Annotated in this window: 23 protein-coding genes; 4 read left to right on the top strand and 19 right to left on the bottom strand. The window is 59.9% G+C overall.

Annotation, left to right across the window (positions count from 1 at the left end; all coding sequences use genetic code 11):
- From AUP74_RS07145 to murJ, 16 genes are all read right to left on the bottom strand, one after another.
- Positions 1-3,051, bottom strand: coding sequence for a PilC/PilY family type IV pilus protein (locus AUP74_RS07145; protein ID WP_069946976.1), 3,051 nt, complete (start codon positions 3,049-3,051; stop codon positions 1-3).
- Positions 3,052-3,060: 9 nt separating this feature from the next.
- Positions 3,061-3,597: a pilus assembly PilX family protein gene (locus AUP74_RS07140; RefSeq protein WP_069946975.1), complete on the bottom strand. Its 537-nt coding sequence runs from the start codon at positions 3,595-3,597 to the stop codon at positions 3,061-3,063.
- Positions 3,597-4,667 carry a PilW family protein gene (locus AUP74_RS07135; protein ID WP_069946974.1) on the bottom strand — a complete coding sequence of 357 codons (1,071 nt, stop codon included), beginning with the start codon at positions 4,665-4,667 and terminating at the stop codon, positions 3,597-3,599. Before AUP74_RS07135 ends, AUP74_RS07140 begins: the two co-directional genes overlap by 1 nt.
- Positions 4,668-4,669: 2 nt before the next feature.
- A complete protein-coding gene (gene pilV / locus AUP74_RS07130; RefSeq protein ID WP_069946973.1) occupies positions 4,670-5,143 on the bottom strand; it encodes a type IV pilus modification protein PilV in 474 nt (157 codons plus the stop codon).
- A 9-nt stretch (positions 5,144-5,152) separates the two neighbouring features.
- The gene (locus AUP74_RS07125) at positions 5,153-5,677 is read right to left on the bottom strand and encodes a GspH/FimT family pseudopilin (protein WP_069946972.1); all 525 of its coding nucleotides are present in this window, start codon (positions 5,675-5,677) and stop codon (positions 5,153-5,155) included.
- A 493-nt stretch (positions 5,678-6,170) separates the two neighbouring features.
- A complete protein-coding gene (locus AUP74_RS07120) occupies positions 6,171-9,275 on the bottom strand; it encodes a PilC/PilY family type IV pilus protein (RefSeq protein WP_069946971.1) in 3,105 nt (1,034 codons plus the stop codon).
- 9 nt (positions 9,276-9,284) lie between these two features.
- The gene (locus AUP74_RS07115) at positions 9,285-9,845 is read right to left on the bottom strand and encodes a pilus assembly PilX family protein (protein WP_069946970.1); all 561 of its coding nucleotides are present in this window, start codon (positions 9,843-9,845) and stop codon (positions 9,285-9,287) included.
- On the bottom strand, positions 9,845-10,927 hold the full coding sequence (locus AUP74_RS07110; protein WP_069946969.1) for a PilW family protein: 1,083 nt from the start codon (positions 10,925-10,927) through the stop codon (positions 9,845-9,847). The genes AUP74_RS07115 and AUP74_RS07110 overlap by 1 nt, the downstream gene beginning before the upstream one ends.
- Before the next feature lie 2 nt (positions 10,928-10,929).
- Positions 10,930-11,409 carry a type IV pilus modification protein PilV gene (gene pilV, locus AUP74_RS07105; protein ID WP_069946968.1) on the bottom strand — a complete coding sequence of 160 codons (480 nt, stop codon included), beginning with the start codon at positions 11,407-11,409 and terminating at the stop codon, positions 10,930-10,932.
- 10 nt (positions 11,410-11,419) lie between these two features.
- A complete protein-coding gene (locus tag AUP74_RS07100) occupies positions 11,420-11,917 on the bottom strand; it encodes a GspH/FimT family pseudopilin (RefSeq protein WP_069946967.1) in 498 nt (165 codons plus the stop codon).
- A gap of 258 nt (positions 11,918-12,175) precedes the next feature.
- Positions 12,176-13,108 carry a 4-hydroxy-3-methylbut-2-enyl diphosphate reductase gene (gene ispH, locus AUP74_RS07095; protein ID WP_069946966.1) on the bottom strand — a complete coding sequence of 311 codons (933 nt, stop codon included), beginning with the start codon at positions 13,106-13,108 and terminating at the stop codon, positions 12,176-12,178.
- Between the two features lie 48 nt (positions 13,109-13,156).
- Entirely contained in the window at positions 13,157-13,597 is a 441-nt protein-coding gene (locus AUP74_RS07090) for an FKBP-type peptidyl-prolyl cis-trans isomerase (protein WP_069946965.1), read from the bottom strand.
- A 5-nt stretch (positions 13,598-13,602) separates the two neighbouring features.
- Positions 13,603-14,133 carry a signal peptidase II gene (lspA, locus tag AUP74_RS07085; RefSeq protein WP_069946964.1) on the bottom strand — a complete coding sequence of 177 codons (531 nt, stop codon included), beginning with the start codon at positions 14,131-14,133 and terminating at the stop codon, positions 13,603-13,605.
- Positions 14,126-16,930 (bottom strand): isoleucine--tRNA ligase, encoded by a 2,805-nt coding sequence (gene ileS, locus AUP74_RS07080; protein ID WP_069946963.1) that lies wholly within the window; start codon positions 16,928-16,930, stop codon positions 14,126-14,128. The genes lspA and ileS overlap by 8 nt, the downstream gene beginning before the upstream one ends.
- Before the next feature lie 50 nt (positions 16,931-16,980).
- Positions 16,981-17,970: a bifunctional riboflavin kinase/FAD synthetase gene (ribF, locus tag AUP74_RS07075; protein WP_069946962.1), complete on the bottom strand. Its 990-nt coding sequence runs from the start codon at positions 17,968-17,970 to the stop codon at positions 16,981-16,983.
- Positions 17,971-18,053: 83 nt separating this feature from the next.
- Positions 18,054-19,661: a murein biosynthesis integral membrane protein MurJ gene (murJ, locus tag AUP74_RS07070; protein ID WP_418287626.1), complete on the bottom strand. Its 1,608-nt coding sequence runs from the start codon at positions 19,659-19,661 to the stop codon at positions 18,054-18,056.
- A 472-nt stretch (positions 19,662-20,133) separates the two neighbouring features.
- On the opposite strand from murJ, the gene AUP74_RS07065 reads away from it, so the two are divergent.
- From AUP74_RS07065 to rpsT, 4 genes are all read left to right on the top strand, one after another.
- On the top strand, positions 20,134-20,823 hold the full coding sequence (locus AUP74_RS07065) for an OmpA family protein (protein ID WP_069946960.1): 690 nt from the start codon (positions 20,134-20,136) through the stop codon (positions 20,821-20,823).
- Between the two features lie 135 nt (positions 20,824-20,958).
- Positions 20,959-21,648: a proteobacterial dedicated sortase system response regulator gene (gene pdsR, locus AUP74_RS07060; RefSeq protein ID WP_069946959.1), complete on the top strand. Its 690-nt coding sequence runs from the start codon at positions 20,959-20,961 to the stop codon at positions 21,646-21,648.
- 37 nt (positions 21,649-21,685) lie between these two features.
- On the top strand, positions 21,686-23,758 hold the full coding sequence (locus AUP74_RS07055) for an ATP-binding protein (protein ID WP_069946958.1): 2,073 nt from the start codon (positions 21,686-21,688) through the stop codon (positions 23,756-23,758).
- Positions 23,759-23,847: 89 nt separating this feature from the next.
- Positions 23,848-24,114, top strand: a complete 267-nt coding sequence (gene rpsT, locus AUP74_RS07050; protein ID WP_067086911.1) for a 30S ribosomal protein S20 — start codon at positions 23,848-23,850, stop codon at positions 24,112-24,114.
- Positions 24,115-24,185: 71 nt separating this feature from the next.
- Here the strand turns inward: rpsT and proB are convergent, their stop codons facing one another.
- From proB to rpmA, 3 genes are all read right to left on the bottom strand, one after another.
- A complete protein-coding gene (proB, locus tag AUP74_RS07045) occupies positions 24,186-25,319 on the bottom strand; it encodes a glutamate 5-kinase (protein ID WP_069946957.1) in 1,134 nt (377 codons plus the stop codon).
- Between the two features lie 52 nt (positions 25,320-25,371).
- Entirely contained in the window at positions 25,372-26,574 is a 1,203-nt protein-coding gene (gene cgtA / locus AUP74_RS07040; RefSeq protein WP_069946956.1) for an Obg family GTPase CgtA, read from the bottom strand.
- A gap of 140 nt (positions 26,575-26,714) precedes the next feature.
- Positions 26,715-26,972 (bottom strand): 50S ribosomal protein L27, encoded by a 258-nt coding sequence (gene rpmA / locus AUP74_RS07035; RefSeq protein WP_067086922.1) that lies wholly within the window; start codon positions 26,970-26,972, stop codon positions 26,715-26,717.
- Between the last annotated feature and the right edge of the window lie 3 nt (positions 26,973-26,975).

Below are 26,975 nucleotides of genomic sequence, written 5' to 3'. Positions count from 1 at the left end.
CTATCTGGGGGAGAACTCCTCCCAAGCCAAGCGCCCTTCACGCTCCTCGTCGCCCACTTCGATGTCATCACATATTACATCGCCGCTGCTCCCCGGAGTACAGCGTACATCGCCGATAAAGCCGGACTGGCCGGGCATACCTGGATCACTACCGCCGGAACCGCCGTCCTCATCACAGCCGCCACCGACACAGCCATCAAAAGCCATGCCGACATAGCCATCATCCTGAGCATCGATGGAGCCGTCATTGTTGAAGTCGGCCACGGCATCATCGTTTGCCTCACCCGTGCGGAAGTCGAGGCTCATCAGGTACCCGCGGCCACTGGACGCACAGGGCTGAGGGTTGGGGCTTACCGTGCTGAAGAACAGAGTATTACGGCGTAGTGTGGCCGAGGAAATCACCCGCTCCCCGGCGTAGCCTGAACCATTCACATCGCCGGTATCCAGTATGATCTTCCAGCCTTGATGCGTTGTCCAATCGAGCGTCTCGGTATTCAGGCTATCGTAATCGATCTTACGGGCGGTGCCGTCGAACGTAAGCTCCCGGGTGGCCAGGTCATCAGCGGCCACCGAGTTGGCGCCCAGGGTATAGTCATTATCCCAGACCGCGTAGAAAGTACCCGCTTGGTCGTCAACAAGGTCTCCTGCATTCAGATACTGCCCGGTTCCGAACATCACCAGAACATTTGCACCAGCACTACTAATCGCAGTGTTACGGGCTACCAGCGGCGCTGACATAATGGCAGCCGAGGGCTGGCCGGCCATCGCTCCGGCACTGAACAGCGGTTTGTTGCCATAGACGCCCCAGCCCGTGTCTGCCGTAGCAGACAGGTCAAACGACCACATATTACCCATCAGATCGCCAGCATACACACGGTCGACAAGGCGATCGCCATTCAGGTCGATCAGCCGAGGCGAAGAGAGACCGTTCTTTCGCCCGGTCCCATCGGTACCAACCCCTGTCGGAATATACTTCCACTCACCGGCAGTCCAGTTACCGTCGACACCATCCTCGATGTAGACAATAAACAGACCCGCCTGACCACTATCGCTGTTGTAGCCGTTACCGAAGATGACAGCCCACTTTCCATTGTTGAGCTTGGCGATCTGCGCCTCGGAGTAGGAGTGGCCGAGATTGGCGGCATCATCGGCCCCATCAAATTCCCACATCACGACTTCGTCGGCGAAAGTCTCATTGAGATGGCTGGGGTCAGTCACATTCAGGGCAAAGTAACCCTTGCCACCGCCACGCAAGCCACCGACCAGAACAGAAATCCACTCTTCCTGATTACCATTTCCGCCATTTGGATCGATATAGACATCCGAAACCGTGGGGGTCAGGTCGACATAGTAGTTGTGGCTGTACTCGCTATGGGTAAAGGAGTGCAAGCCTTCATACCTGGCGGCGTCCAAGACCAGCGAAGGTACGTAGCCGAAAACTTCCTCACCGGTTTCTGCATTGAAACCATGCAGCATGCCATCGTTCGCACCTACGTAGACCATTGGTGTGCGCGAGGTGTTATCGATCTTGAACTGTTCGTATTTTTCATTGTTGTTGTTGCCGCCAAAGCTGGCAGGCCAGTTGAGTTCGGGCTTGCCGACATAGATCGGTGTGGAGTGGACGATATCGCCCAGCAGCTTGGGACCGGTAAAGCCGTCCAGCAGTGAGGAGAAGCTACCTCGCTGACGATACCCATTTAGGCCGTCATTAGTGGTATCACCACGCAGGTAGCTCAGGCGATCAGTCCAGGTCCCATCGGCAACACCACTGCTGTCGTTGATATTGAGATCGTCTTCATGGGGCGAGTCTGTTGGATCACCATCCACACCCGAACTTGCCCCGGTCAAAGGAACACCCTGGCCATTAAAATAGGTGAGGATTTCACGGGTCGAGGACGTTTCATCCGCAAGTTTCTCAGAAGCCTCCCAAAGGGTGGAAGCGATCCGCCCGGTCTCGGGATTCAGTGAGCGAGCGTAGAGGCGACCGCTGAAGTCAGAGGTATCGAACTTGGCCGAATAAATTACCGAACCGATATCCAGGGAGGTTGAGTTGAATGCGACAGAGGCCTGAGTACCAATGGAGTTTGAAATCGCATTGACGGCATCATTCAGGGATGAAACCAGGCTATCGGCACTGTCAGCAAACTGGTAACTACCCCCACCCTGGCTGCCGGCATCCCTCAACAGCTGATTATCCGCAAGAGCCGGATCGGCAAAACCAACGAAGTAGCTGACGATATTGTTTTTGTGCTCCGGATCATTCAGATCCACCAGGTCAGGACGCCAGTTGATATCGAAGAGGGCCTGGGCCACATCATCGAGAGCATCGGCATCTTCTGAATTACCATCACCGTCGTAGTCACGCAGATACTGGTTGCGAGCTGAGTCATTGTTTGGCAAGCCGTCAGTCAAAGCCAGCACAAAGTTCTTCTGGCAGTATTGCTGGATTGAGGCACTTTCCCCGGTACCGGGCTTGACCACGCCAGTAGCGTAATTCGGCTCTACATCAAGGATCGCGCTGGCAGAAACATCCTGCTCTCTCCCGGGCTGGCTGCGATAGACGCTGACAGTCTGATTCGGATAGCCCTCAATGTAATACCGACCGATATCAGCAAGGGCCTCCGCCAACGGGGTGGTACCATCAGCATCGATCTGATCAATCTCCTGAATGATGCTGTCTCTTACACCCTCACCACCAATACTGGTGAGCCCCTTCAGGATTGTCGCGCCGTCACCTCCATTAAATTGCGCCAGGCCGACGCGCATATCGCCAATACCGCGGACAACCGTTTTCGCGGCTTCCTTGGCGATATAGAGACGGCTGTCGGCGGGATCTACTGCGTCCTCATTCTTATCGAGGTACCACGCCATGGAACCGGAGGAGTCCATCAGGATCATCAGGTTAGGCTCGACCTTACCAGTGGCCTGCAAAGGAACATCGGAAAGTGTCAGGGGCTCGGCACTGATACAGGTAGAAAAAGTAAAAGAAAAACCGCACAGACCGTAAAAGAGCGGCTTCAGAGCAAATTTTTTCAGCATTTTTTTGTTCATGAATCCTTCCTAGAAGCGCTTGCCGTAGTGGCTGACGATCACTCGAGTAGTACTGTCGGTAAGGCCCTGACCCCTGGCAATGATGCGGAATACCTTCACTTCCCCTCCGCCTGTCGTCTGGCCGTAGCCGCCGACAGTAATACTATCTGCGGGATCCTCTTTGTCGGCATTGCCGGCGATTTCAATGTACATGCGGCCAGACAGCTGGTTGCCCTTGGAATCCTCCATCGGCACCTCAAAACTGCTGGATGAGTTATCACTCCAAGTGGCAGCTGCCAGCAGGTCATCGGGCGCATCGCCCTCGGCGTGCAGCCAGTTCTGGTTGCCGAACTCACCGGTGGTGGAGATACCATCGATATACTGCTCACCCTGTCTGACCAACGCCTCGGCAACCTCCAGCGCGACCTTGGCATCTCGTGAAGCAAAGGTCATTTTCTCTTCCAGCAAAACTGTGCGCGCGGCCGAGACGCCGATCAGGGTCAACACCAGCAACACAATCAGGCTGACAACCAGGACTGCACCTCTCTGTTGTGACAGTGCTCTCATCACATTCTCCCCCGATTGCGGACCTTGGCCGTACTCAGGTAAACCTTACGCAGCTTGCCGTCGCTGTAGGTGGTATCGGCACCATCGAGATCGGTCACCGTCAGGTCATCGGCACGCACCACGCTGTCACTGGCAGCCACCAATTGAATCTTGATCGCGATTGCTTCTTCCATTTGTGCCGCAGTCAGACCCGCGGCTGAGGTCCAGCCGTCTACCACTTCATCGCCGTCATTATCGCGACCATAGAGAATTTGCATATCGTCGATGCCCGGCACCAGCTCCTGCACACCGGTGCCGGTTGCGGAGATATACAGTGATGGGCCACCAGTCCCTTCCGCAATAAAGTAAGTGCGCTCGTAGGGCTTCAAGATTCGCGCATCGGCACCATACTGCCGCTGCAATGCTTGGGTCGCGTTATCGACAGCACCGTTCAGGTTACAGTTGCCGGTGTTGTGGGTGATGGTCTTTTTATCGGCATTAGAGTTGTTCACCGCACCCGAGTTGATACAGCCACCCTCTCCTTGCACCGAGGTAATTGTCATCAGCTCACCGCTCTGACAGTTGGTCAGTAACACGATATCGCCGGAATCCACCTCACATGAAGCGCTGACATGCAGAGCCGCGGCTTGGATGCTTGGCACCATGCGCCCTGCGCCACCGCAGGCATCATCCGCCCCGCGCAGCGTGAGGGTATCGGTTCCGTCCAGGACATTGACCGTTCCGATGGTCAGGCCACTGACATTATCCTCACCCAGCACCCCATCGACCCCGATCTGGTCGTAAAGGTCCTGCGCATTGGCATAGTCGGAATCATTCGTATCGAGGTGATTTTGGATCGCGCTCTCATCCGGCACACAGCCCCAGTAATCGGCCATGCGGATTTCCTTGGTCATCAGGTCCATGGCAAAGCGACCACTCTCCTGCACCCGGGCGAAGGCAGTCTGCATTTGCATGGTGTTGCGGTTGCTATCGAAGATCTGCAATACGCCCCAGAGCAGCAGGGCGCTCAACAGGATTGCGATCATCAGTTCAATCAGTGACAGGCCTCGCTGTCTGGCAAGTAACTTCATCTCTACAGCTCCACGACCATCACAAAAGAGGAGTTTTCTGTACCGCCGGCAGCGGTGCCCCGGTCTGCGCCGGTATGTTGTTCGTTCCAGCTCACTGTCAGGGTGACCGTGCGTCCTGCGCGGGCAATCTCTCCTGTCCCTGCCGGCAGGTTGCTATCGATGACCTGACCCCAGTCATACAGATCCAGATTTGCGAGGTCTCCGGCAGAGCAAGAAAGCGTCGCACCACAGGTAGGCGCCGTCTCACTGCCGTCCACTGTCTTGCCGTCATAACTTCCCAACTCGAGGCCATCCGGGTTTGCCCGCATGCGTTCGGCCATTTCGTGGGCTGCAAGTGCGGCCATATAGCGGTGGTGCGCGTTATTGCCATTCTTCAGGCTCATGACCTGGGTGGCCGAAAGCCCCAGGAGCCCCACGGCCAGGACCAGGATGGTCACCAGCACCTCAATCATGGTCGCGCCAGTCTGCTGCTTCATCGTGCCTCCTTAACTACAAGCTTCACCGGCAGAGGCGCGCAGCACCCCGGAGGCCAGCAACCTGAGTTTCTTGCCGTGATTGCCAGTACGGTCGTCGCAGACAGTAATTTCCATCACGTTGCCACCACCGTTAACTGCGCCACGGGGGCTGTAGCTCATGTCGATATCAGTCTTCGCGGTACTGTCGACTTCGCCTTTGATTACCAAGCCGGAGGCTGCCGGAAGGCGAACCACGCGGAGCTCTTCTCCTGCATCAAAGCCGCCATCGCCGTCAGCATCGAACCAGACACGCAGGCCATTGGCGATATCGTTGTCGAGCGCCTCTACCTGCACATCACGCCCGCGGCGCACAGCCTCAGAACGGGCAAAGTGCAATGCACCAGCCACGTCATTCGAGGCCGCCGTCAGGCGGTTGTTCTTGATCATGGTGTTGAATGAAGGAACCCCGATACTCATGACGATGGCGAGGATCGCCACTACCATCATCAGCTCAACCAGGGTGAAGCCAGATTGACTGGCACGGGAAGTTAACATCGCGGTTGACCCATTTCCGAAACATGACACAGCTGCCCAAGCCCTTGTCCTTAAGAGATTGGCGGAAAGGATTCTAACCGAGGAGAATTGGAATGAATTTGACTAAAAAGCCAGACCGACGAGCGGCGAATTCCTCCCGACAAGCGGCATATCGCCACCCGCCCGGTGAGAACCGGATCTCACCGGGGCTGCGATGCCAGCCCAAAAGCAGATGGACCCTGGCGGAGTCCGGAAGCCTGCCCGGGGCCCACAGCGATCGCCCGGCCGGTTATCTGAAAGGATGCAGCGCTAGCGCGGGGTCACCTCCTGCCAAGATAGCCACCCATTCCGGCTGCCAACATGCCACTGGTGATCACCGCAGACTTATGCCCTGCTGACAATATTACGGCGTTTGCCGCTGCAGTCATTGCCCGACACCACTGCCGGGGCAGTAGGGATAGCGGCCTCGCTCCGGCCGCTTTCACCCGGGATACCACCGAGACTGGAGGGAAGTCTACCTGGGCGAGAACTCCTCCCAGGACAAGCGCCCCTCGCGTTCCTCATCACCCACGTCGATATCATCGCAGATAACATCACCGCTACTACCCGGGGTACACCGCACATCACCGATAAAACCGGACTGGCCGGGCATACCGGGATCACCACCCGAGCCGCCGCCCTCACCACAGTCCTCCGTGCAGGCCTGGAACTGCTTGCCAACGTAGCCCTCGTCCTGTGCATTGATTTCACCATCATTATTGAAGTCAGCAACGGCATCATTGCCGGCACGACCGGTGCGGAAATCCAGGCTCATCAGATAACCGGAGCCGCTCGATGCACATGGCTGGGGGTTGGGGCTGATGGTACTGAAAAACAGGGTATTGCGGCGTATGGTTGGCGATGTAATCACCCGCTCCGCCGCATAACCGGAGCCAAACCCACTGCCGTCATCCAGGGCCATCTTCCAGCCCTGGTGAACTCCCCAGTCCACGGCGACACTGGAGTTTTCATCGATGGTCCGATTAGTGCCGACTGGTTTCAGCACCTGCTCCGCCAGGTCATCTCCAGTCACTGCACCATTGGTCAGGGTGTAGTCGTTATCCCATACAGCATAAAAGGCCCCCGGGCTGCTGCCAGTGAGATCGCCCGTATTGAGGTATTGTCCTGTTCCGAACATCACCAGCACATTGGCCCCATTGCCGGCTGGCGCCATACTGGTATTACGGGCGACCAGGGGGGCTGAGAGAATCGCGTTGTTGGATTCGCCAGTATTGCCCGCGGTAAACAGGGGAACGCCCCCATAGCGGTCCCATGTCGCGCTATCATTACCTCCGCTGACATTGCCATCCTGATCCGAAAGATCAAAGGACCATACATTACCCATCAGGTCTCCGGCATAGACGCGGTCCACAATCCGATCACCGTTGAGATCGATCAGGCGTGGGGAAGATAAGCCGTTCTTGCGTTCACCAACAGCGCCAACGCCAGTGGAAATAAACTCCCAGTCACCGGCATCCCAACTGCCATCGGCACCCTCCTCGATATAAACGATGAACAGACCGGCAACGCCATTGTCACTGTTGTAACCGTTGCCGAAGATTACCGCCCACTTGCCATTGTTAAGTTTGGCGATTTGCGCTTCGGAATACGAGTAGCCGAGGTAGTCGGCATCAGTCGCACCATCAAACTCCCACATGGCGACAGTGTCCGCATTTGATTCATCAAACTGGTGCCCCTGGGTAACAGTGCCGCTTGCATCACTCTTGCCCGCACCGGAAACATTCAGAGCAAAATAGCCTCGGCCGCCCCCGCGCAAACCACCGACCAGTACTGTCGCCCACTCGTCACTCCCATTGCCGTCGGAGTCGATATAGACATCCGAGACGGTAGGAGTCAGATCCACAAAGTAACTATGTTGATAGGTGCTATCGGTAAAGCTATGCAGCCCCTCGTGACGGCCACTATTCAGCAGTAGAGCGGGAATATAAGCAAAGACTTCCTCACCCGTGTTGGCATTGAATCCATGCAGCATACCGTCATTGGCACCGACATAGACCATGGGGGTTCGATCTGCATTGTCGATACGGTACTGCTCATAGGACTCGTTTGCATTATTGCCGCCAAAGGTAACCGGCCAGTTCAATTCAGGCTTGCCAACATAAATTGGTGTGCTGTGAACGATGTCACCGAGCAGCTTGGGTCCGGTCATATTATCGACCAGTGCTGAGAAATTGCCCCGCTGACGGTAATCCCCAACACCATCGTTAGTGGTATCGCCGCGGACGTAATTCAGGCGACCTGTCCACGCACCATCATCCAGTCCGGTGCTTTTGTTTACGTTCAGGTCGTCCTCGTGAGGAGAGTCCGGCGAATCCGCATCGACTCCGGCGCTATCGGCTGTGAAAGGCACGCCATTGCCATTCAGGTAGGTAATGATTTCCCTCGTTGATGAGGACTCATCAGCTAACTCCTCGGAGGCCTCCCAGAGGGTATTGGCGATTCGACCAGTATCCGGGTTCAGCGAACGCGCATAAAGGCGGCCACTAAAATCAGAGGTATCAAATTTTGCAGAATAGATGACGGAACCGATATCCAGCGACGTAGAATTAAATGCGACCGAAGCCTGAGTACCTACAGAATTCGAGATCGAGTTAACCGCGTCGTTGAGCGAAGTTGCCAGAGAATCCGCATTGTCAGCAAACTGATAACTGCCCCCACCGTTCAACCCCGCTGACTCCAGAAGGCTATTGTTTGCCAACGCAGGATCAGCGAAACCAATAAAGTAGCTGGTAATATTGTTCTTATGCCCATCGTCATTTGGGTCGTCAAGCTCTGGTCGCCAATCAATGTCATATAACGCCTTAGCGACATCGTCTAGTGCGTCAGCATCATTGGAGTCTGTATCCGGATCGTAGCTTCTTAAATAGTCTGTATAAGCTGAATCTCTATTTGGCAAGCCATCGGTCAGTGCCATGACAAAGTTGGCCTGGCAGTATTCCTGGATCGCGGGATTATCCCTCGTCGGTTTGGCAACGCCTTCTGCATACACAGGACCAGGATTACTAGTGGCACCCAGAACTGCACCTGCAGACACTTTCGCACTATCAACCTCTCCGGGATGGATTGTTACTTTGTCGTCAGCTCCGGTAAACCCCTCCACAAAGTAATAACCGACATCCGTCAGCGCTTCTGCCAATGGCGTATAGCCGTCAGCAGAGATATTATCAATCTCAGTTAAGAGCGCATCGCGAGCACCATCCTCTGAGATGCTCCGCAACCCCAGCAATATTTTGGCTCCGTCCTCGCCGTTGAATTGTGCGAGCCCCACTCGCAGATCACCCAAGCCCCGAACCACTGTCTTCCCTGCTTCCTTGGCGATATATAGCCGACTGTCTTTTGGATCGACAGCTCGTTCCGCACTATCCAGGTAATAGGCCATAGAACCCGATGAGTCCATCAGAATCATCAGGTTTGGCTCCACCTTACCCGTAGCCTGCAGAGGCACGTTCGACAGCGTAAGGGGCTCGGCACTTACACAGGTTGAGAAAGTAAAGCCAAAGCCAAAAATCCCGCACAGCAGCGGCTTCAGCGCGAATTTCCCGAGCAGCTTGTTGTTCATTTTTCTTCCCTAGAAGCGCTTTCCGTAGTGGCTGATAATGATTCTGGTAGTGCTGTCCGTCAGACCCCGCCCCTGGGCGACAATGCGGAATACCTTGATCTCACCACCACCGGTGGTCTGTCCGTAGCCACCGACTGTAATGCTGTCGGCAGGGTCTTCTTTATTGGCATTCCCGGCGAGCTCAACGTAATAACGGCCGGTCAGGGCAGTGCCGTCCGGCGCCTCCATACTTACGGATTTTGACGCGGAATTGCCGGTGTCCCAGGTTGCGCTGTCAAAAAGGCTGTCAGGCCCTTCGCCTTCACGGTGAAGATGAGCGGTTATCCCAAAATCTCCTGTCGTTGACATTTCCTCAATCTCCGACTCTGCGGCTTTGACCAATGACTCCGCCACCTCCAGGGCCACTTTCGCGTCCCGTGAAGCAAAAGTCATTTTTTCTTCCAGCAGCACGGTGCGCGCTGCGGAAACGCCAATTAGTGTCAATACCAACAGGACAATCAGGCTGATGACGAGCACAGCACCGCGCTGCTGCGAAAGACCCGAAAAACGCGAGTACCCCAGTGTGTTCATTAGAGCCTCCCCCGGTTGCGCACTTTTGAAGTGGTCAGATAGATCTTGCGCAGTTTGCCATCCGTGTAGGTGGTGGTTTCGCCATCCAGATCCGTCACATCCAAATCGTCTGCCCGGACACTGGTATCGCTGGCTGCGACCAGCTGCACTTTTATCGCCACCGCCTGCTCCATCTGCGCTGCAGACAAGCCCGCGGAAGAACTCCAGGTATCCACTACTTCATCATTGTCTGCATCGCGGCCATACAGGATCTGCATATCCTCTACGCCCGGCACCAGTTCCATGGCGGCATTGCCGGTGTCGGCGACATACAGGGAGGGCTCGCCGGTTACACCACTATTGGCAATAAAATACGTACGCTCGAAAGGTTTCAGGATTCTTGCGTCGGCGCCATATTGGCGCTGCAGCGCTTTGGTGGCGTTATCGATTGCACCGACCTGATTACAGGCGCCGGTATTGTGCGTGATTGTTTTTTTCCTGTTATTGGTGTTGTTCACGCTGGAAGTTGTATTGCAGCCGCCCTCGTGTTGCACCGAGGTGACTGTCATCAATTCGCCACTCTGACAATTCGTCAGGAGAATGACATCACCGGGGTCAACCTCGCACTGTGCGCTGACGTGCAACGCGGCAGCCTGGACACTGGGCACCATTCGGCCCGTGCCGCGGCAGGCATCGTCTGCGCCACGAATAGTCAACGTATCCGTACCGTCCAGGACTGCAACGGTACCGACGGTGAGGCCACTCGCATTGTCAACACCACCGACACCGTCGGCACCAATCTGATCGTATAGATCCTTCGCTGAAGAACCGCTGTAATCCGGATCGGTGGTATCGAGATGGTTCTGAATGCTGTCTTTGTCCGGAGCACAGCCCCAATAGTCCGCCATGCGGATCTCCTTGGTCAGCAGGTCGGTGGCAAAGCGGCCACTCTCCTGCACCCGTGCAAAAGCCGTCTGCATCTGCATGGTGTTGCGATTGCTGTCAAAAATTTGCAGCACCCCCCAGAGCAGCATCGCACTGAGTAGCAAAGCGATCATCAGTTCGATCAGCGATAGGCCACGCTGTTTTCCCAGTAGGTTCATCTTCAAAGCTCCACCACCATTTCAAATGTGGATTCCTCGGTACCGCCGGCCGCGGTGCCGCGATTCTCCCCGGTGTGCTGTTCATTCCAGGTCACAGTGAGCGTGACCGTTCGCCCGGCCCGCTCAATTTCTCCCTCACCCGCAGGTAGGTTGGTGGAGATCACCTGTCCCCACTCGTAGAGATCCATACTGGCAAGATTGGCAGCACCGCATGAGCTGCTGCATGTGACGCTGGCCTCGCTGCCGTCCACGGTTTTGCCGTCGTAACTGGCGAGCTCCAGACCATCCGGGTTCGCCCGCATCCGCTCGGCCATTTCATGTGCGGCCAGTGCAGCCATGTAACGATGGTGGGCGTTGTTGCCATTTTTCAGGCTCATAACCTGAGTGGCGGAAAGGCCGAGGAGACCGACGGCCAATACCAGGATGGTCACCAGCACCTCGATCATGGTTGCGCCATCCTGTCTGTGCATGATTCCCTTCATGGCTTCCTCCTTAGCTACAGGTGAGCGGCATGCTTTGGAGTACGCCTGTAGACAGGACACTCAGTTTCCGTCCGGTCTCACCACTCGTAGAGTCTTCACAAATCTCGATCTCAAGCAGACCCGGCATGCTGGTCTGACCGTCAGGCAGGTAGGAAAAATCGATACTGCCGCTGGCGACTGAAACGGAAGGGCCATTGCAGCTGCTGGTCCGCCGAAGTACCTCATCGGGATCAACATCACTGCCACCATCGAGATCGCGGTACACGGTCACGCCGGCTGCGATGCCGGAAGGCGCGGTAACGGTGACGGGGGCGACCACGCGAACGGCTTCGCTGCGCGCCAGCTGCAGCACACCCACGAGGGCGTTCGCACAAGCGGTTCGCTTGTTGCGCTGAATAAGGTCATTAAAAGAGGGGGCGGCCAGGGCAGTTACGATAGCCAGAATCGCCACGGTGATAAGCAGCTCCACCAGGGTAAACCCGGCGCGCTTGCTGAATCCATTCATCATTATTGTTGCTTCCTGCAGTCGTTAGACGACGCCTTTTTTTACCGTTAGCGTCGACGTCGGCGCAATACAGGTTGGCGCAGGATGCTACCGAGAGGGATCAAAGGTCGTGCTCAACAGACGAGCGGGCAAGAAAATAGCAGGAGGTTTGGCGTTTGATGCCAGGAGATCGGCGGAATTGCCAACAGCGGGGTAGAAATACGCGGCATGGTTCCGAATGGGTTTCACCTTCCCTGGCGAAAACGGGCGTGTAACACCTCTCTAACGCAGCTCTTTTGGCAGCGAGAAACGAATATTCTCCTCGCGGCCAGACATCTCTTCTGGTAACTGCGCCCCCAGTTGCTGCAAGCGCTCGATGACGCCCTGAACCAAAACTTCAGGAGCGGACGCACCGGCGGTGATACCGATAGCCTGCTTGCCTTCCAGCCACGCCGGATCGATATCACCGGCGCCATCGATCAGCATGGCCGAAGCACCGCAGCGCTCCGCCAGTTCCCGCAGGCGATTGGAGTTAGAGCTGTTGGGGCTGCCCACCACCAGCACCAGGTCACTCTCCAGCGCCAGCTGGCGCACCGCATCCTGGCGGTTCTGGGTGGCGTAGCAGATGTCGTCTTTGCGCGGACCGCGGATATCGGGAAAACGTGCGCGCAGTGCATCAATCACTTTGGCAGTGTCATCCATGGACAGGGTGGTCTGGGTAACAAAAGAAAGATTGTTCTCGTCTTTTACCTGCAGGCGAGCCACATCTTCTTCGTCCTCGACCAGATAGATGGAGCCGCCGGCACTGACATCGTACTGCCCCATGGTGCCCTCCACCTCCGGGTGGCCAGCATGACCGATGAGTATGCACTCGCTGCCCTCGCTGCTGAATTTGCTCACTTCCATATGCACCTTGGTCACCAGCGGACAGGTGGCATCGAACACACGCAGGCCGCGGTCGGCGGCTTCCTGCTGCACGGCCTTGGAAACACCGTGCGCACTAAAAATCACGATCACGTCGTCCGGCACTTCGGAGAGCTCATCCACGAAGATAGCGCCGCGCTCACGCAGGCTGTCCACCACGAATTTGTTGTGCACCACTTCGTGGCGAACATAGATGGGCGCACCAAAGACATCGAGGGCGCGATTGACGATATCGATCGCACGATCGACGCCGGCACAGAAACCGCGGGGATTTGCCAGTCGGATTTGCATAGTCTGTCACCTTGTTCGGGGCCCAGGTCATGGGTCACCCTCAGCCCCTCAGTTGACGGAGGCCACCTCGATAATTTTTACGTGGAAGTTCAGCGTCTGGCCTGCCAGTGGATGGTTGAAGTCGACGGTCACTTCGTCGTCGCCCACCTCGCGGATCACACCGGGGAGTTCGCCGCTGCCGTTGTCGAAAGACACCACCAGGCCAGGCTCCAGCTCCAGATCCGGGGAGAAGTGATCGCGGCGCACTTTCTGGAGATTGGAAGGATTGCGCTGGCCGAAGCCGGCTTCCGGCGGAATCTCGATCTCCGCCTCATCTCCGGCCTGCAGACCAAACAGCGCCTTCTCGAATCCGGGCAGCAGGCTGCCGTCGCCGACACTGAAAGTAGCGGGGTCTCCCTTGAAGGTGGAATCCACCTCGCTGCCATCGTCCAGTTTGAGGCTGAAATGCAGGGTGACGCGGCTGTGCTCGCCGATTACGTTGTTACTCATACTTTCTAAACTTCTGCGCTTTTCTCAGCGTCTTTGGATTCGGCAAAAAACAGCAACTCGATCACCAGCATGGCGGCGCCGATGCTGATGGCCATATCGGCTACGTTAAACACGGGGAAGTGCCAGCTGCCGTAGTAAACAGAAATAAAGTCACGCACATAGCCCAGCAGGATGCGATCCCACAGATTGCCGATGGCACCACCGAGAATCAGGGCCAGGGCAATTGGCTCCCAACGCTTGGCCGCCGGTAGCCGCCAAAGCCATACAATCACCATTGCGCTAAAGCCCAGGGCCACGGCGCCAAAAAACCAGCGCTGCCAGCCACCGGCGTCGGCGAGGAAACTGAAGGCAGCGCCGTAGTTTTCCGCATAGGTAAACTGCAACAGGCCGGGAATAATCTGCAGTTCCGGGCCGTACATGAAACGCTCCACCGCCCACACCTTGGTGACGATATCCAGCGCAATTACCGCCAGCGCCAGCCAGTACCAGTGCCACGGGTGGCCAAGCAGAGAAGGAGACTTAAACGATTTAGGCATAGTGCCGTTCCTCACCGGTGCCGGCCACATTCTCCACGCAACGGCCACAGATCTCCGGGTACTCCGGCACAGAGCCGACATCGGCGCGGTAGTGCCAGCAGCGCGCGCACTTCGGATGATCCACCTTGCGCACATCCACCTTGAGGCCTTCCAGCTCGGTGTCGTGGGCGCCGGCCGCGTCACTCAGACGCTGGACGTTAGTGGAAGAGCAGATCAATACAAAACGCAGCTCGTCTTCCAGTGCACAGAGTTTCTCCCGCAGGGCGTCATCGGCATACAGGGTCACTGCAGCTTGCAGGGACCCACCGATCTGGCCGGCGTTGCGCTGTTCCTCGAGCACCTTGTTCACGGCAGTTTTGACCCGCGCGATTTCGGCCCAGAACTCCGCACCTTTATCTGCCTCAGCCGGCAGCTTCTCCAGTGGGTACCACTCTTCCAGGAACACACTCTCGCCCTTCTCGCCGGGGATGAACTGCCATAGTTCGTCGGCGGTAAAGCTCAGAATCGGCGCCACCCAGCGGGTGAAGGCCTGCACGATATGATAAAGGGCAGTTTGCGCAGAGCGTCGGGCAACACTGTCCTCGCGGGTGGTGTACTGACGGTCCTTGAGGATATCGAGATAGAAACCGCCCATCTCCACCACACAGAAGTTATGCAGCTTCTGGTAGATCTGGTGGAACTGGTAGTTGTCGTAGGCCGCGATGATCTCGTCCTGCAGGCGCGCCGCCTTGTCGATCGCCCAGCGATCCAGCGCCAGCAGGTCTTCTGCCGGCAGCAAATCTTTTTCCGGATCGAAACCGGCCAGGTTCGACAGGAAGAAGCGCGCGGTGTTGCGCAGGCGGCGGTAGGAGTCAGCGGTGCGCTTCAGGATCTCGTCGGAGACCGCCATCTCGCCACTGAAATCGGTGGCCGCGACCCACAGGCGCAGTACATCCGCACCCAGCTTGTTGATCACATCCTGGGGCGCCACGGTGTTGCCGATGGATTTGGACATCTTGCGGCCTTCGGCATCCACGGTGAAGCCGTGGGTCAGCACTTGCTTATAAGGCGCGCAGTCGTTGATGGCGATGGATGTCTTCAGTGAGGACTGGAACCAGCCACGGTGCTGGTCAGAACCTTCCAGATACAGGTCTGCGGGGAAGCGCAGCCCGTCACGGCGCTCCAGCACCGCATAGTGGGTCACGCCGGAGTCGAACCAGACATCCAGGGTATCGGTCACCTTCTGATACTGGTCCGCCTCGTCGCCGAGCAGCTCGGCCGGGTCCAGGTCGAACCAGACATCCATACCTCCCTCCTCGACACGCTGGGCAACCTGGTCCATCAGTGCCGGAGTGTCCGGGTGGATTTCATGGGTCTCTTTGTGCACGAACAGGGCAATGGGCACGCCCCAGGTACGCTGGCGAGAGATACACCAGTCCGGGCTCGCGTCCAGCATGGCGTCGATGCGGGCCTTGCCCCAACCGGGGATCCACTGCACTTCGTCCGCAGCTTTCTGAGCATGATCCAGCAGGTCGTTCTGCTGCATGCTGACAAACCACTGCGGGGTCGCGCGGTAGATCAGCGGCGTCTTGGTGCGCCAGCAATGCGGGTAACTATGTACCAGCTTGCCCTCGTGCAAGAGCGTGCCCTTCTCTTTCAGGGTCTCGACGATCTTCTCATCCACCTTGTACACGTGCTCACCGGCAAACAGCGGCACGCTGTCGCGGTAGACGCCGTTCTCGTCGACGTAGTTCAGGGTCTCAATGCCGTATTTCTTGCCCACCTGGAAATCGTCCGGGCCATGGTCCGGTGCCGTGTGCACGCAGCCGGTACCGGCGTCGGTGGTGACGTGATCCCCCAGTACGATGGGCAGAGTCTTGTCGTAGAACGGGTGATGGACTTTCAGGTGCTCCAGGGCTGCGCCGCGGATATGACCGACTACCTTGCCCTCGAGGCCGGCGCGCTCCAGCACTGCGTCTTTCAGCTCTTCGGCCATCAGCAGGCGGCGATCGCCTACCTGTACCACCACATACTCCAGCTCACCGTTGACGGAGATCGCCTGACTGGATGGCAGGGTCCAGGGAGTGGTGGTCCAGATGACCACTGACAGCTCACCATCGCCCGCATGGCCACCGGCAGCATCGGCAATCGCCAGTGCCGTCTCTTCGGTAACCGGGTAGCAGACGTCGATGGAGAAGGAGGTTTTGTCCTGATACTCCACCTCTGCTTCGGCCAGGGCGGAGGCGCCAACCACGCTCCAGTAAACCGGCTTGAAGCCGCGGGCCAGATGGCCGTTGTTCACGATGCGGCCGAGGGCACGGATGATGTCCGCCTCGAACTGGAAATCCATGGTGCGGTAGGGATTGTCCCACTCACCGAACACCCCCAGACGGATAAAGTCTTTCTTCTGACCCTCCACCTGCTTGGCGGCGTACTCGCGGCACTTCTGACGGAAAGTGCGGTGGTCGACTTTGGCGCCCGCCTTGCCGATCTTCTTCTCGACGCGGTGTTCGATGGGCAGACCGTGACAGTCCCAGCCCGGCACATAGGGCGCGTCATAGCCGCTCATGGTCTTGGACTTGACGATGATGTCCTTGAGGATTTTGTTGACCGAGTGACCGATGTGAATATCACCGTTCGCGTAGGGAGGGCCATCGTGCAGGATGAACTGCTCGCGTCCGGCGCGGGCCGCGCGGATTTTTTCGTAGAGCTTGCCCTCCTGCCACTGCTTGAGCGTGGCCGGCTCCCGCTGCGGCAGGTTACCGCGCATGGGGAAATCGGTATGGGGCAGGTTCAGAGTCGCTTTGTAATCGGTCATTGGGTATTTACTTCAGCTCTAGACTGGAAATTTGTTGTTGGGCCGTGGATTCAGCGGGCATCCGATGGCCGGGGGTGCTGATCAAACCAGGCCCGTGCATCGCGGATATCCTGGGCAATCTGCGCCTTGAGAATCTCGAGGGAGTCAAACTTCTCCTCGTCCCGCAACTTGTGGCAGAACTCCACCGCCAGCTCGCGGCCATAGAGATCACCGCTAAAGTCGAACAGGTTGACCTCCAGCAGTGGCTGGGCGCCCTCGCCCTCCACCGTGGGGCGAAAGCCCACATTGGCCACCCCGTCCACCTCCCGACGCCCGGCTGCCAGTTCACTGCCATCGGTGGCCCGCACCCGCACGGTGTAAACACCCACCAACGGTGAGCGGTAGCGGTGCAGCCGTACGTTCGCGGTCGGCGCACCCAGCTGGCGACCCAGGGCACGGCCGGGGGCCACGCGGCCGGTAATCTGGTAGGGCTTGCCCAGCAGGGTTTCCGCCAGTTCAAAGTCCCCGCTCTCCAGGGCCTGGCGGATGCGGGTGCTACTGACCCGCTCGCCACGGATTTCCACGGTGGCGGTATCCTCCACCGTATAGCCCGCCTCGGCGCCGTGCTTCTGCAACAACTGGTAGTCGCCGCTGCGGTCACAGCCGAAGCGGAAATCGTCCCCCACCACCAGGTGACGGATATCCAGACCATCGACCAGGATCTGCCGGATAAAGGCCTCGCCGCTGAGACTGCGCAGGTGCCCGTTAAAGTACAGGCACAGCACGCGGTCGATACCCGCATCAAATAGCGCCTGCACCTTCTCCTTGAAGCGCATCAGCCGCGCCGGGGCCCGCTCACCAGAGAAGAACTCGTGGGGCTGGGGCTCGAAGATCATGGCCACCGAGGGCACACCGTGCTCGCGCGCCCGTTCGCGAACCTGCGCAATGATCGCCTGGTGTCCGCGGTGCACCCCATCGAACGAGCCGATAGTGGCCACACAACCGCGGTGGCGGGGACGCAGGTTGTGCAACCCGCGGATCAGTTCGCGCTCCTGGACCAAGGGGCTTTCCCATCCTCACAAAATTGAGCGCCGCAGTATAGCGGATTCGGGGTGTGCGGTCAGTGGCCGCGACCGCGGCAATGCTAGGCCTGAGGTCGGAAATGGCGGGGGCGCAGACCGCTGACGAGCAGCACCAACAGGTAGGCGCCTCCGCCACCCGCAACCAGTACGCCCATCCGCCACGCACGCTCCCACCAGGACCAGTCACTCCACTCGGGCCACACCGCCAGTGCACCCAGCAACAGGCCCACCATGGCCAGGTTGGCGGCCATCAGGCGCAGCAGGAACACCGCCCAACCCCGCTCCGGCCGATAAACCTGGTCGCGGCGCAGCCCCTTGAACAACAACCACGCATTAAGGGCGGCCTGGGCCGCGGTGGCCAGTGCCAGCCCCATGTGTCCGAGGCGGAAATAGTGGTGCAGCGGAATGACGAAGGCGAGGCTCAGCAGCATCTTGGCGGCGATGGCGATCAGGCCGAAGCGCACCGGGGTATAGGTGTCCTGACGGGCGAAGTAGCCCGGCGCCAGCACCTTGATCAACATGAAGCCCAGCAGGCCCAATGCGTAGGCACGCAGTGACCAGGCGGCCATCGCCATATCCCGGGGCTCCATGCGCCCGTACTGGAACAGCGTGGTCAGCAGGGGCTCGGCCAGCACGATCAGCGCCAGCGCCGCCGGCAGGGATATCAGGGTCACCGAGCGCAACGCCCAATCCAGTGTCTGGCTGAAGCGCTGCGGATCGCCCCCTACGTGCTGCCGCGACAGGTTCGGCAGGATCACGGTCGCCACGGCCACCCCGAACACGCCAAGCGGCAACTCGACGAGCCGGTCGGAGAAATACAGCCAGGACACGCTGCCCGTGGGCAGGAAGGAGGCCAGCACCGTATCCAGCACCAGACTGATCTGGGTGACCGAGACACCGAAGATCGCCGGCGCCATCAGGCGCAGGATCTTGCGAACACCCGGATAGCGCCAGTCCCACTTGGGCCTGGGCAAGAGCCCCATGCGCACCAGGAATGGCACTTGGAACAGCAACTGCACCACCCCGGCGGCCAGCACACCCCAGGCCAGCGCCATGATCGGCGGCTCGAACCAGCGGGTACCGATCACAGCAGCGCCGATCAACACCAGATTGAGCAGCACGGGAGTCAGGGCAGGAACAGCAAAGCGATCGAAACTGTTGAGCACAGCCCCGGCAAAGCCAGTCAGGGAAATCAGCATCAGGTAGGGGAAGGTGATGCGCAGCATGTCGGTGGCCAGAGCGAACTTTTCCCGCTCACTGCCGTCCCACCACCATCCGAATGCGAAAATTCCCGCCACCAGCGGCGCGCACAGGATACCGAACAGGGTCACCAGCAGCAGGGTGCCGCCAAGGGCTCCGGCCACCCGGTCGTTGAGCTCACGGGCCGCGGCGATGCCGCCTTTCTGCCTATACTCCGCCAGCACCGGTACAAAGGCCTGGGCGAAGGCGCCCTCGGCGAACAGGCGGCGGAAGAAGTTGGGGATCTTGAAGGCGACGAAGAAAGCATCGGCCGCGTCCCCGGCGCCGGCAAAGCGTGCGAACACCATGTCCCGCGCCAGCCCCATGACACGGGACAGCAGGGTTGCCCCGCCAACCACGGAACTCCCGCGCAGCAGCCCGGGGGCGCGCGAAGCGGTGGACTTTTCGTCGCTGGCGGACTCTGAGGACAATTCACTGACTCCCGGAGACGGCATTGGTGGAAAGGCCGGCAAGTCTACCGCAAAAAACGGGCCCGGACGCCGCCAAGCCTGCAGATTTGCCTACCGCGTGGTCACAGGCAAACTATACTCAGGAAGAGCGAAAGGCGCGCCGCACAGGACTGGTGGCGTAAGGAGATGACGGATGACCATCAACGCTTTACTGATCGCCCTGGCGCTGGCAGTCCTGCTGTATGTCGCCGTGGCACTAGGCCCCCGCCCGAAGCGGGTTCGCGTCCGGATAGACACGCCTCGAGACCATCGGTTTCGGCGCCAGCATTAGCCCGCGGGGTGCGCGGGCCGGCGGATGCCATCATTCGCCATAATTGCACCCAGATTTGCCTCATCGGCGCCATGCCGATGCCTTCTTGCGGACTTTAAATAAGTCTCGACCGGGCCAGAAACGGTGCCCGCCGAAACTGAAACTACCGCAAGGAGAACGACAGTGAAAAAAGTAATAATCGCAGTGACCCTGGGAACAGTAATCGCATCGGGCGCCCAGGCGGACACCGCAGAGTATCAAGGATCGAAACTCACCCCGGCCAAGCAGGCCACCGCCTTCACTGGCGCCGCAGTCGCGGGCGCTGCAGTTGGCGGCCCCATTGGATTTATCGCCGGCGCCCTTGGTGGAGCCTGGCTGGGCGAGCAGATTAAACAGGCAGAAGAGGCAACCATGCTGGCATCACAACTCACAGAGAGCCGCAGCGAACTGGAAAACCTGGCCCACCAACTGGACGCAGCGCGCCTCTCGGCTAACGATGCCAACCAGCTGGCCGCTGACAGCCTGCAATTCCAGCTCTTTTTCACCACCGGTAACGACCAGCTGGCCGAAACCCAGCTGCACCAGATCTCGGCGCTCACCGAGTTCCTTCAGCGCCACCCACAGCTGCAAATCCAGCTGGAGGGGCATTCCGATCCCCGCGGTAGCGACGGCTACAACAACGTGCTTTCGGACCAGCGTGCACTGAGCGTGCAGCGGGCACTGACTGCCAGGGGCATCGACAGCGCAAGAATCAGCCGCAAGGCACTCGGTGCCACTTACTCCCAGGCCCCCCGCGGCGACATCGACGCCTACGCCATGGAGCGCCGCGTCGACATCCACTTCGTCGTGCCAGAGTCCACCGCCGGACTCTGAGCCCACCCACACCAGGCTTTCCAGACCTCTGCCGGGGCATCCACCAGTGGATGCCCCAAAGGCCGCAGCCGCTCGCCTCCTCCCTGCAAATGGGGCATCATGCCCCCGCATGACTAAAAAAACGCCGAAGCAGCCATGAATCCCACCATTGCCATCGTTGAGGACGAGCGAGCGATCGCTGAAAACTATCGCGACGCCCTGCGCCGCAGCGGCTACCAGGTCAATTTGTACGAGACCCGCAGCGAGGCGCTGGACGCCTTCCGGCAGCGGTTGCCGGATCTTGCGGTCATCGATGTCGGCCTCGGCGCAGAGGTGGAAGGAGGCTTCGAACTCTGCCGCGAATTGCGGGCCATGGCACCGGCTCTGCCGATCCTGTTCCTCACCGCCCGCGACTCTGAACTGGATATCATTTCCGGCCTGCGCCTGGGCGCCGATGACTACCTCACCAAAGACATATCCCTGCCCCATATGCAGGCCCGGATTAACGCACTGCTACGGCGTGTGAGTGTACTGAAAAGCCGCGACGACGAGGGCGAGCGCCTGCAACAGGGCGCCCTGGAACTCGACGTTGAACGCATGCACTGCCGCTGGGGTGGCGACCCCGTCGACCTCACCGTCACCGAGTTCTGGATCGTGCACGCACTGGCGCGCCGGCCGGGCCATGTGAAGTCCCGCAGCCAGCTGATGGAGGCCGCCCAGGTCGTGCTGGACGACAGCACCATCACCTCCCACGTCAAGCGCATTCGCCGGAAATTCCAGGATGTGGACCGTGCATTCGATGCCATTGCCACCGCCTACGGCCTCGGCTACCGCTGGCAGGCCTGAGCCGGCCATGCACTCAACGAGCGTCGGGTATTAGACGGTGAGACTGAGACGCCAGCTCCTCCTCGTCAGCCTGGTCACCCTGGCCATGCCATGGGCGGGCTGCCAGTACTTGCGCCAGGTCGACGAGGCCCTCGCCGACGGACAGGTGCAGGCACTGGAGGCAACCGCCAGCGCCGTGGCCGCGCGCCTGGCCAGCGCCCCGCAACTGATCCTGCCCGACCCCGAGCGGCAACATCGCCCCCCCGGGGCCCAGCTTTACCTCAACCCGCTGCCACAAGCCCCCCTGGTCGACGGCTACGGCGACGAGTGGCGGCAGTGGTCCCTCGCCCCACAACAACTCGTAGATGCGGACGGCCAGCCAATGGCAAGGGCCACACTGGGGTTGAGCGGCGAACGCATTTACCTTCTGCTTACTGTGAGCGATGACACCCCCAGCCACCACGATCCCCGCACTGGCCTGCGTGCCAGCGGCGACGCGGTAGAGATTCAAACCGGCGGCCGCCACTACACCCTCCCCGTAGCCAGCCAGGGGCCGACCGTAGCCCTGTGGCACAACCGGCAGCGCGGCGGTGTCGATCGGGAGCTGCGTCTGCGGGGTCGCTGGACCTCGTCGGCCAATGGCTACCAGCTGGAGCTGAGCCTGCCCCACGTCCTGACCGACGGTGAGATGGCAATCACCGTGCTCGACCGTCGCCACAGCAACGGCGGCACCCCCTCCAGGCTGGCCTCGACCCTCCCCGGCGACGGCATTCCCGGCCGCCTGGTACAGCCGCTGCGAGCCCTGCAAACTGAACTGGAGCACTTCGACAGGCAAGGACTCAGGCTCGCCGTCGTCGACAGCGAGGGCTACCTGCTCGCCTCTTCCGGCACCATTCAGACTCAGCGCCCCGCCGGGGCCGAGCAGTCCTGGCTACAGAGCTGGGCCTACCGCAAACTGCTGAACAGGGGCGACTTGCCTGCGCTCCCTGATGACGGCCTACCGGTATTCCAGGCCAATCTGCGTGTTCCAAGCATTCACTGGTTCCGCGCCCCCCGGGATGGCCGCATCGCCGCGGCCAGCGTGCCAGTGATCACCCGGGCCGACGCCATTGTCGAGCGCCCGCTGCTGGGCCGGGTCATCGCGCTCCAGTCCGGCGACAGCGTCCTGGCACTGACGGAGTCGGCCGCTCACCGCCTTTGGCTTCTATCCGCCACTGCCGCCGGCGCCGCGGCATTGCTGCTGCTCGGCTACGCCAGTTGGCTTTCCTGGCGGGTTCGCAGACTGCATCGGGCCGCGACCAATGCCATCGATGGCAGCGGCCGCCTGCGCGGCGACTTCCCGCGGGCCCGCCTCGGTGACGAGCTGGGCGACCTCAACCGCGCTTTTGCCGACCTGCTGGCAGAGCTCGACCGTTACCATCACTACCTGCGAACCCTGGCCAGCAAGCTCTCCCACGAGCTGCGCACGCCCCTGGCCGTAGTGCGCTCATCGCTGGACAACCTGTCCATGGCCGAGTTACCGGCGGATAGCCGCCGCTATGCGGAGCGGGCGCAGGAGGGCAGTGCAAGGCTCAGCGGTATCCTCAACAGCCTGTCTGCCGCCAGCGACCTGGAGGCCAGTATTCGCCACGCGGAGCGCGAGTCGTTTGATCTGGCAGACCTGCTGCAAGCACTGCTGCAGTGCTACGGCGATGCCCATCCGACTCAGCAGTTCCTACTCGACTGCCCCGACGCTCCGCTTCCCTGTCACGGCGCACCCGAGCTGCTGGCCCAGCTGATGGACAAGCTGGTGGACAACGCCGTGAGCTTTGCCCCCGCTGGCAGCGAGATCCGGGTACACGCCCGCTGCCAGGGCGACACCTACTGGATTCAGGTGGAAAACGAGGGGCCATTGCTGCCGGAAGGGTTCGACCGAAAGCTGTTCGACTCTTTGGTCTCGGTTCGTGGTGACGGCGACCGCGGTGGCCACCTGGGGCTGGGTCTTTATATCGCCCGGCTCATCGCCGAATTCCACGGCGGGCGGCTCACAGCGGCCAATCGCAAAGACAATAAGGGCGCCGTGTTCACGCTCCTGCTACCCAATGGATTGACCGGAAATGGACAGACCGCCGCAAGCCCCGGAAGCGGTTGACAAACAACCAACTGTGGGGATAATGTCGCGTCCCAATCGGGCCCCGGCCCGTTAGTTACAGAGTTTTTAGATTCCAACAGGAGCAACCGGTGGCCAACTCACCTCAAGCGAAGAAACGCGCGCGCCAGAACGACAAGCGCCGTAAACACAACGCCAGCCTGCGCTCCATGGTGCGCACCTACATCAAGAAGGTAGTTGCGGCCATTGATGCAGGTGATGCGGAAAAAGCCAAGACAGCCTACGCGGAAGCGGTACCGGTCATCGACCGTATGGCGGACAAGGGCATTATTCACAAGAATAAGGCCGCCCGTCACAAGAGCCGCCTGAACGCCAAGATCAAAGCACTGGCTGCCTGATCCGCGCTCAGAACGCAAAAACCCCGCCATCGGCGGGGTTTTTTGTTTTCGGGCCACGTTAACCGGCAGGCCTATAGCAGGATCAGGTTGTCGCGATGGATCAGCTCTTCGTCATCCCGGTAACCCAGCAGCTCCACAAAGCGCTCTGAAGGCTGACCCACGATACGGGCCGTCTCGCTACTGTCGTAGTTCACCAGACCCCGCGCAACCTCCACTCCAGCGGTATTACAGCAGGACACCAGCTCACCGCGACGAAACCCACCCTCGACAGCACTAACGCCCACCGCCAGCAGGCTGCGACCACTATCCCGCAGCGCCCGCTCCGCGCCGGCATCCAGTACCAGGCGCCCGCGCACCTGCAACTGACCAGCCAGCCAGCGCTTGCGCGCGGTCATGGGGTCGGCCTCCGGCAACAGCAGAGTACCCAGGCGCTCACCACCGCTGACCCGCTCGATGACATTGTCCACGGCGCCACCAACAATGACCGTCCCGGCGCCGGAGCGCGCCGCCAGCTGGGCGGCTCGCACTTTTGTAGCCATGCCACCGCGGCCGAGACCACTGCGGGACCCACCCGCCATCCCCATCAACGCCGGATTGCCAGCGGAGCCCTCACGAATCAACTCTGCGGCGGGATTGTCGCGGGGATCTTCGGTAAACAGACCGTCGGCATCGGTGAGTATCATCAACGCCTCGGCCTCCACCAGATTGGCCACCAGCGCCGCCAGAGTGTCGTTGTCGCCGAAACGGATCTCGTCGGTTACCACCGTATCGTTTTCGTTGATGATCGGAACCACGCCGAGGGAGAGCAATGTTCGCAGGGTACTGCGGGCATTGAGGTAGCGGGTGCGATTGGAGAGGTCGTCGTGGTCGAGCAGGATCTGGGCGGTGCGGCAGTCGAACTGACCGAAGGCCTGCTCGTAGACCTGCACCAGGTGGCTCTGCCCCACCGCGGCAGCAGCCTGCAACTGATGGATGGACTCCGGGCGACGATGCCATCCCAGGCGGTCCATGCCCGCGGCCACGGCCCCGGAGGAAACCAGCAGCACCTCGATACCCCGGGCACGCAGCGCCGCCATCTGGCTGACCCACTGGAAAATGGCCTCGCGGTTCACACCGCGACCATTATTGGTAATCAACGCACTGCCGATCTTGATGACCCAGCGCCGGGTACCTGCCAACCGCTGGCGAGCCGCTACGAAATCCATGTTCCCCCCGAAACCGCCCCAATGCAGGGCACAGAGGTCGGCCCTCCCGACCTCAGTGGCGGTATTCTATATCGACGTCGTGGTCATCGTCGTCCCAATCGTCATCGTCACCCTCATCCTGATCGGCCTGGCGCTTGGCCCGGTGGGCTTCGCGCAGCTCTTCGATGCGCTCGCGCGCCTCTCGCTGCATCTGCCGCTGCGCCTCCAGCTCCGCCTCGACCAGCTCGGGATTAGCGGCCTCCTCTTCCTTGCGCTCTTCCAGGTAGTCCATCAGGCGCCCGGCAAGCACATCGGTGCCCTCCTTGCGGATAGCGGCCACACGAAATACCGGCCCTTCCCAGCCAAGCGCATCCACGATGGCCTGACAGCGCTCGTCCAGCTCTGCTGCCGGCACCAAGTCGGTTTTGTTCAGCACCAGCCAGCGTTCGCGATTGGCCAAGGTGGGGCTGAAAGACGCCAGCTCGCGCTCAATGGCACGGGCATTCTCTACAGGATCGGAACCGTCAAATGGCGCCAGATCCACCAGATGCAGCAGCACACGACAACGGGTCAGGTGCTTGAGGAAGCGGATACCCAGACCAGCCCCCTCAGCCGCCCCCTCGATCAGCCCGGGAATGTCTGCAATCACGAAGCTGCGGTGCCTTTCCACCTGCACAACGCCAAGGTTCGGCACCAGGGTGGTGAAAGGGTAATTGGCCACTTTCGGCTTGGCCGCGGAAACGGCGCGGATGAAAGTGGACTTGCCGGCATTGGGCAATCCCAGCATGCCCACATCGGCCAGCACCTTGAGCTCCAGCTTCAGGGTACGCTCCTCACCGGGCGTACCATTGGTGGTCTGGCGTGGCGCGCGGTTGGTACTGGACTTGTAGCGGGTGTTGCCGAGACCGTGCCAACCGCCCTGGGCGACCATCAGGCGCTGCCCGGGCTCGGTCAGGTCACCCAGCGTCTCGCCGGTATCGGTATCGATGACCGTAGTGCCTACCGGCACCTTCAACTCCAGGTCCTCGCCTTTGGCGCCGGTGCAGTTGCGGCCGCGACCCGGCTCACCACTCTCGGCCTTGTAGCGAGGTTGATAGCGGTAGTCCACCAGGGTGTTGAGGGACTGATCGGCAACCAGATAAACGGAGCCTCCGTCACCACCGTCACCACCATCGGGGCCGCCCTTCTCGACGAACTTTTCCCGGCGGAAGCTCAGACAGCCGTTGCCGCCCTTGCCGGCCTGTACGTGTATGGGCGCCTCATCGACAAATTTCATGCGTTCTCCACCGCTGCTGCGGCCATTCCTGTATCTGGCAGTGTAACCTGCGCAACCTTTTCCTACCCGGACTCGCGAGTCCCGAAACAAAAAAGCCCCGCAATGTGCGGGGCTTTTCGTGAAGCTTGGGCTTTTACCGCTTAGGCAGTCTCGATGGAGACAAACTTACGGTTGTTGGGGCCCTTCACCTCGAACTTCACAACGCCGTCCGCGGTAGCAAACAGGGTGTGGTCCTTGCCCATACCAACGTTGACGCCAGCGTGGAACTTGGTGCCGCGCTGACGCACGATGATGTTGCCTGCCGCTACGGCCTGGCCGCCAAAGCGCTTCACGCCCAGGCGTTTACTTTCGGAATCGCGCCCATTGCGCGTACTACCGCCAGCTTTCTTGTGTGCCATGAG

The organism is Microbulbifer aggregans, from assembly GCF_001750105.1.
GTDB lineage: Bacteria > Pseudomonadota > Gammaproteobacteria > Pseudomonadales > Cellvibrionaceae > Microbulbifer > Microbulbifer aggregans.
This window is presented reverse-complemented; position numbering and strand designations above follow the sequence as displayed.

Excerpts from the sequence above, each read along its gene's own strand:
- rpmA (WP_067086922.1), bottom strand. The coding sequence starts at position 26,972 with ATGGCACACAAGAAAGCTGGCGGTAGTACGCGCAATGGGCGCGATTCC.
- ileS (WP_069946963.1), bottom strand. The coding sequence starts at position 16,930 with ATGACCGATTACAAAGCGACTCTGAACCTGCCCCATACCGATTTCCCC.
- AUP74_RS07125 (WP_069946972.1), bottom strand. The coding sequence starts at position 5,677 with ATGTTAACTTCCCGTGCCAGTCAATCTGGCTTCACCCTGGTTGAGCTG.
- pilV (WP_069946973.1), bottom strand. The coding sequence starts at position 5,143 with ATGAAGCAGCAGACTGGCGCGACCATGATTGAGGTGCTGGTGACCATC.
- cgtA (WP_069946956.1), bottom strand. The coding sequence starts at position 26,574 with ATGAAATTTGTCGATGAGGCGCCCATACACGTACAGGCCGGCAAGGGC.
- proB (WP_069946957.1), bottom strand. The coding sequence starts at position 25,319 with ATGGATTTCGTAGCGGCTCGCCAGCGGTTGGCAGGTACCCGGCGCTGG.
- ispH (WP_069946966.1), bottom strand. The coding sequence starts at position 13,108 with ATGCAAATCCGACTGGCAAATCCCCGCGGTTTCTGTGCCGGCGTCGAT.
- lspA (WP_069946964.1), bottom strand. The coding sequence starts at position 14,133 with ATGCCTAAATCGTTTAAGTCTCCTTCTCTGCTTGGCCACCCGTGGCAC.
- AUP74_RS07100 (WP_069946967.1), bottom strand. The coding sequence starts at position 11,917 with ATGATGAATGGATTCAGCAAGCGCGCCGGGTTTACCCTGGTGGAGCTG.
- AUP74_RS07140 (WP_069946975.1), bottom strand. The coding sequence starts at position 3,597 with ATGAGAGCACTGTCACAACAGAGAGGTGCAGTCCTGGTTGTCAGCCTG.
- pdsR (WP_069946959.1), top strand. The coding sequence starts at position 20,959 with ATGAATCCCACCATTGCCATCGTTGAGGACGAGCGAGCGATCGCTGAA.
- AUP74_RS07120 (WP_069946971.1), bottom strand. The coding sequence starts at position 9,275 with ATGAACAACAAGCTGCTCGGGAAATTCGCGCTGAAGCCGCTGCTGTGC.
- pilV (WP_069946968.1), bottom strand. The coding sequence starts at position 11,409 with ATGAAGGGAATCATGCACAGACAGGATGGCGCAACCATGATCGAGGTG.
- AUP74_RS07090 (WP_069946965.1), bottom strand. The coding sequence starts at position 13,597 with ATGAGTAACAACGTAATCGGCGAGCACAGCCGCGTCACCCTGCATTTC.
- AUP74_RS07135 (WP_069946974.1), bottom strand. The coding sequence starts at position 4,667 with ATGAAGTTACTTGCCAGACAGCGAGGCCTGTCACTGATTGAACTGATG.
- AUP74_RS07145 (WP_069946976.1), bottom strand. The coding sequence starts at position 3,051 with ATGAACAAAAAAATGCTGAAAAAATTTGCTCTGAAGCCGCTCTTTTAC.
- AUP74_RS07115 (WP_069946970.1), bottom strand. The coding sequence starts at position 9,845 with ATGAACACACTGGGGTACTCGCGTTTTTCGGGTCTTTCGCAGCAGCGC.
- AUP74_RS07110 (WP_069946969.1), bottom strand. The coding sequence starts at position 10,927 with ATGAACCTACTGGGAAAACAGCGTGGCCTATCGCTGATCGAACTGATG.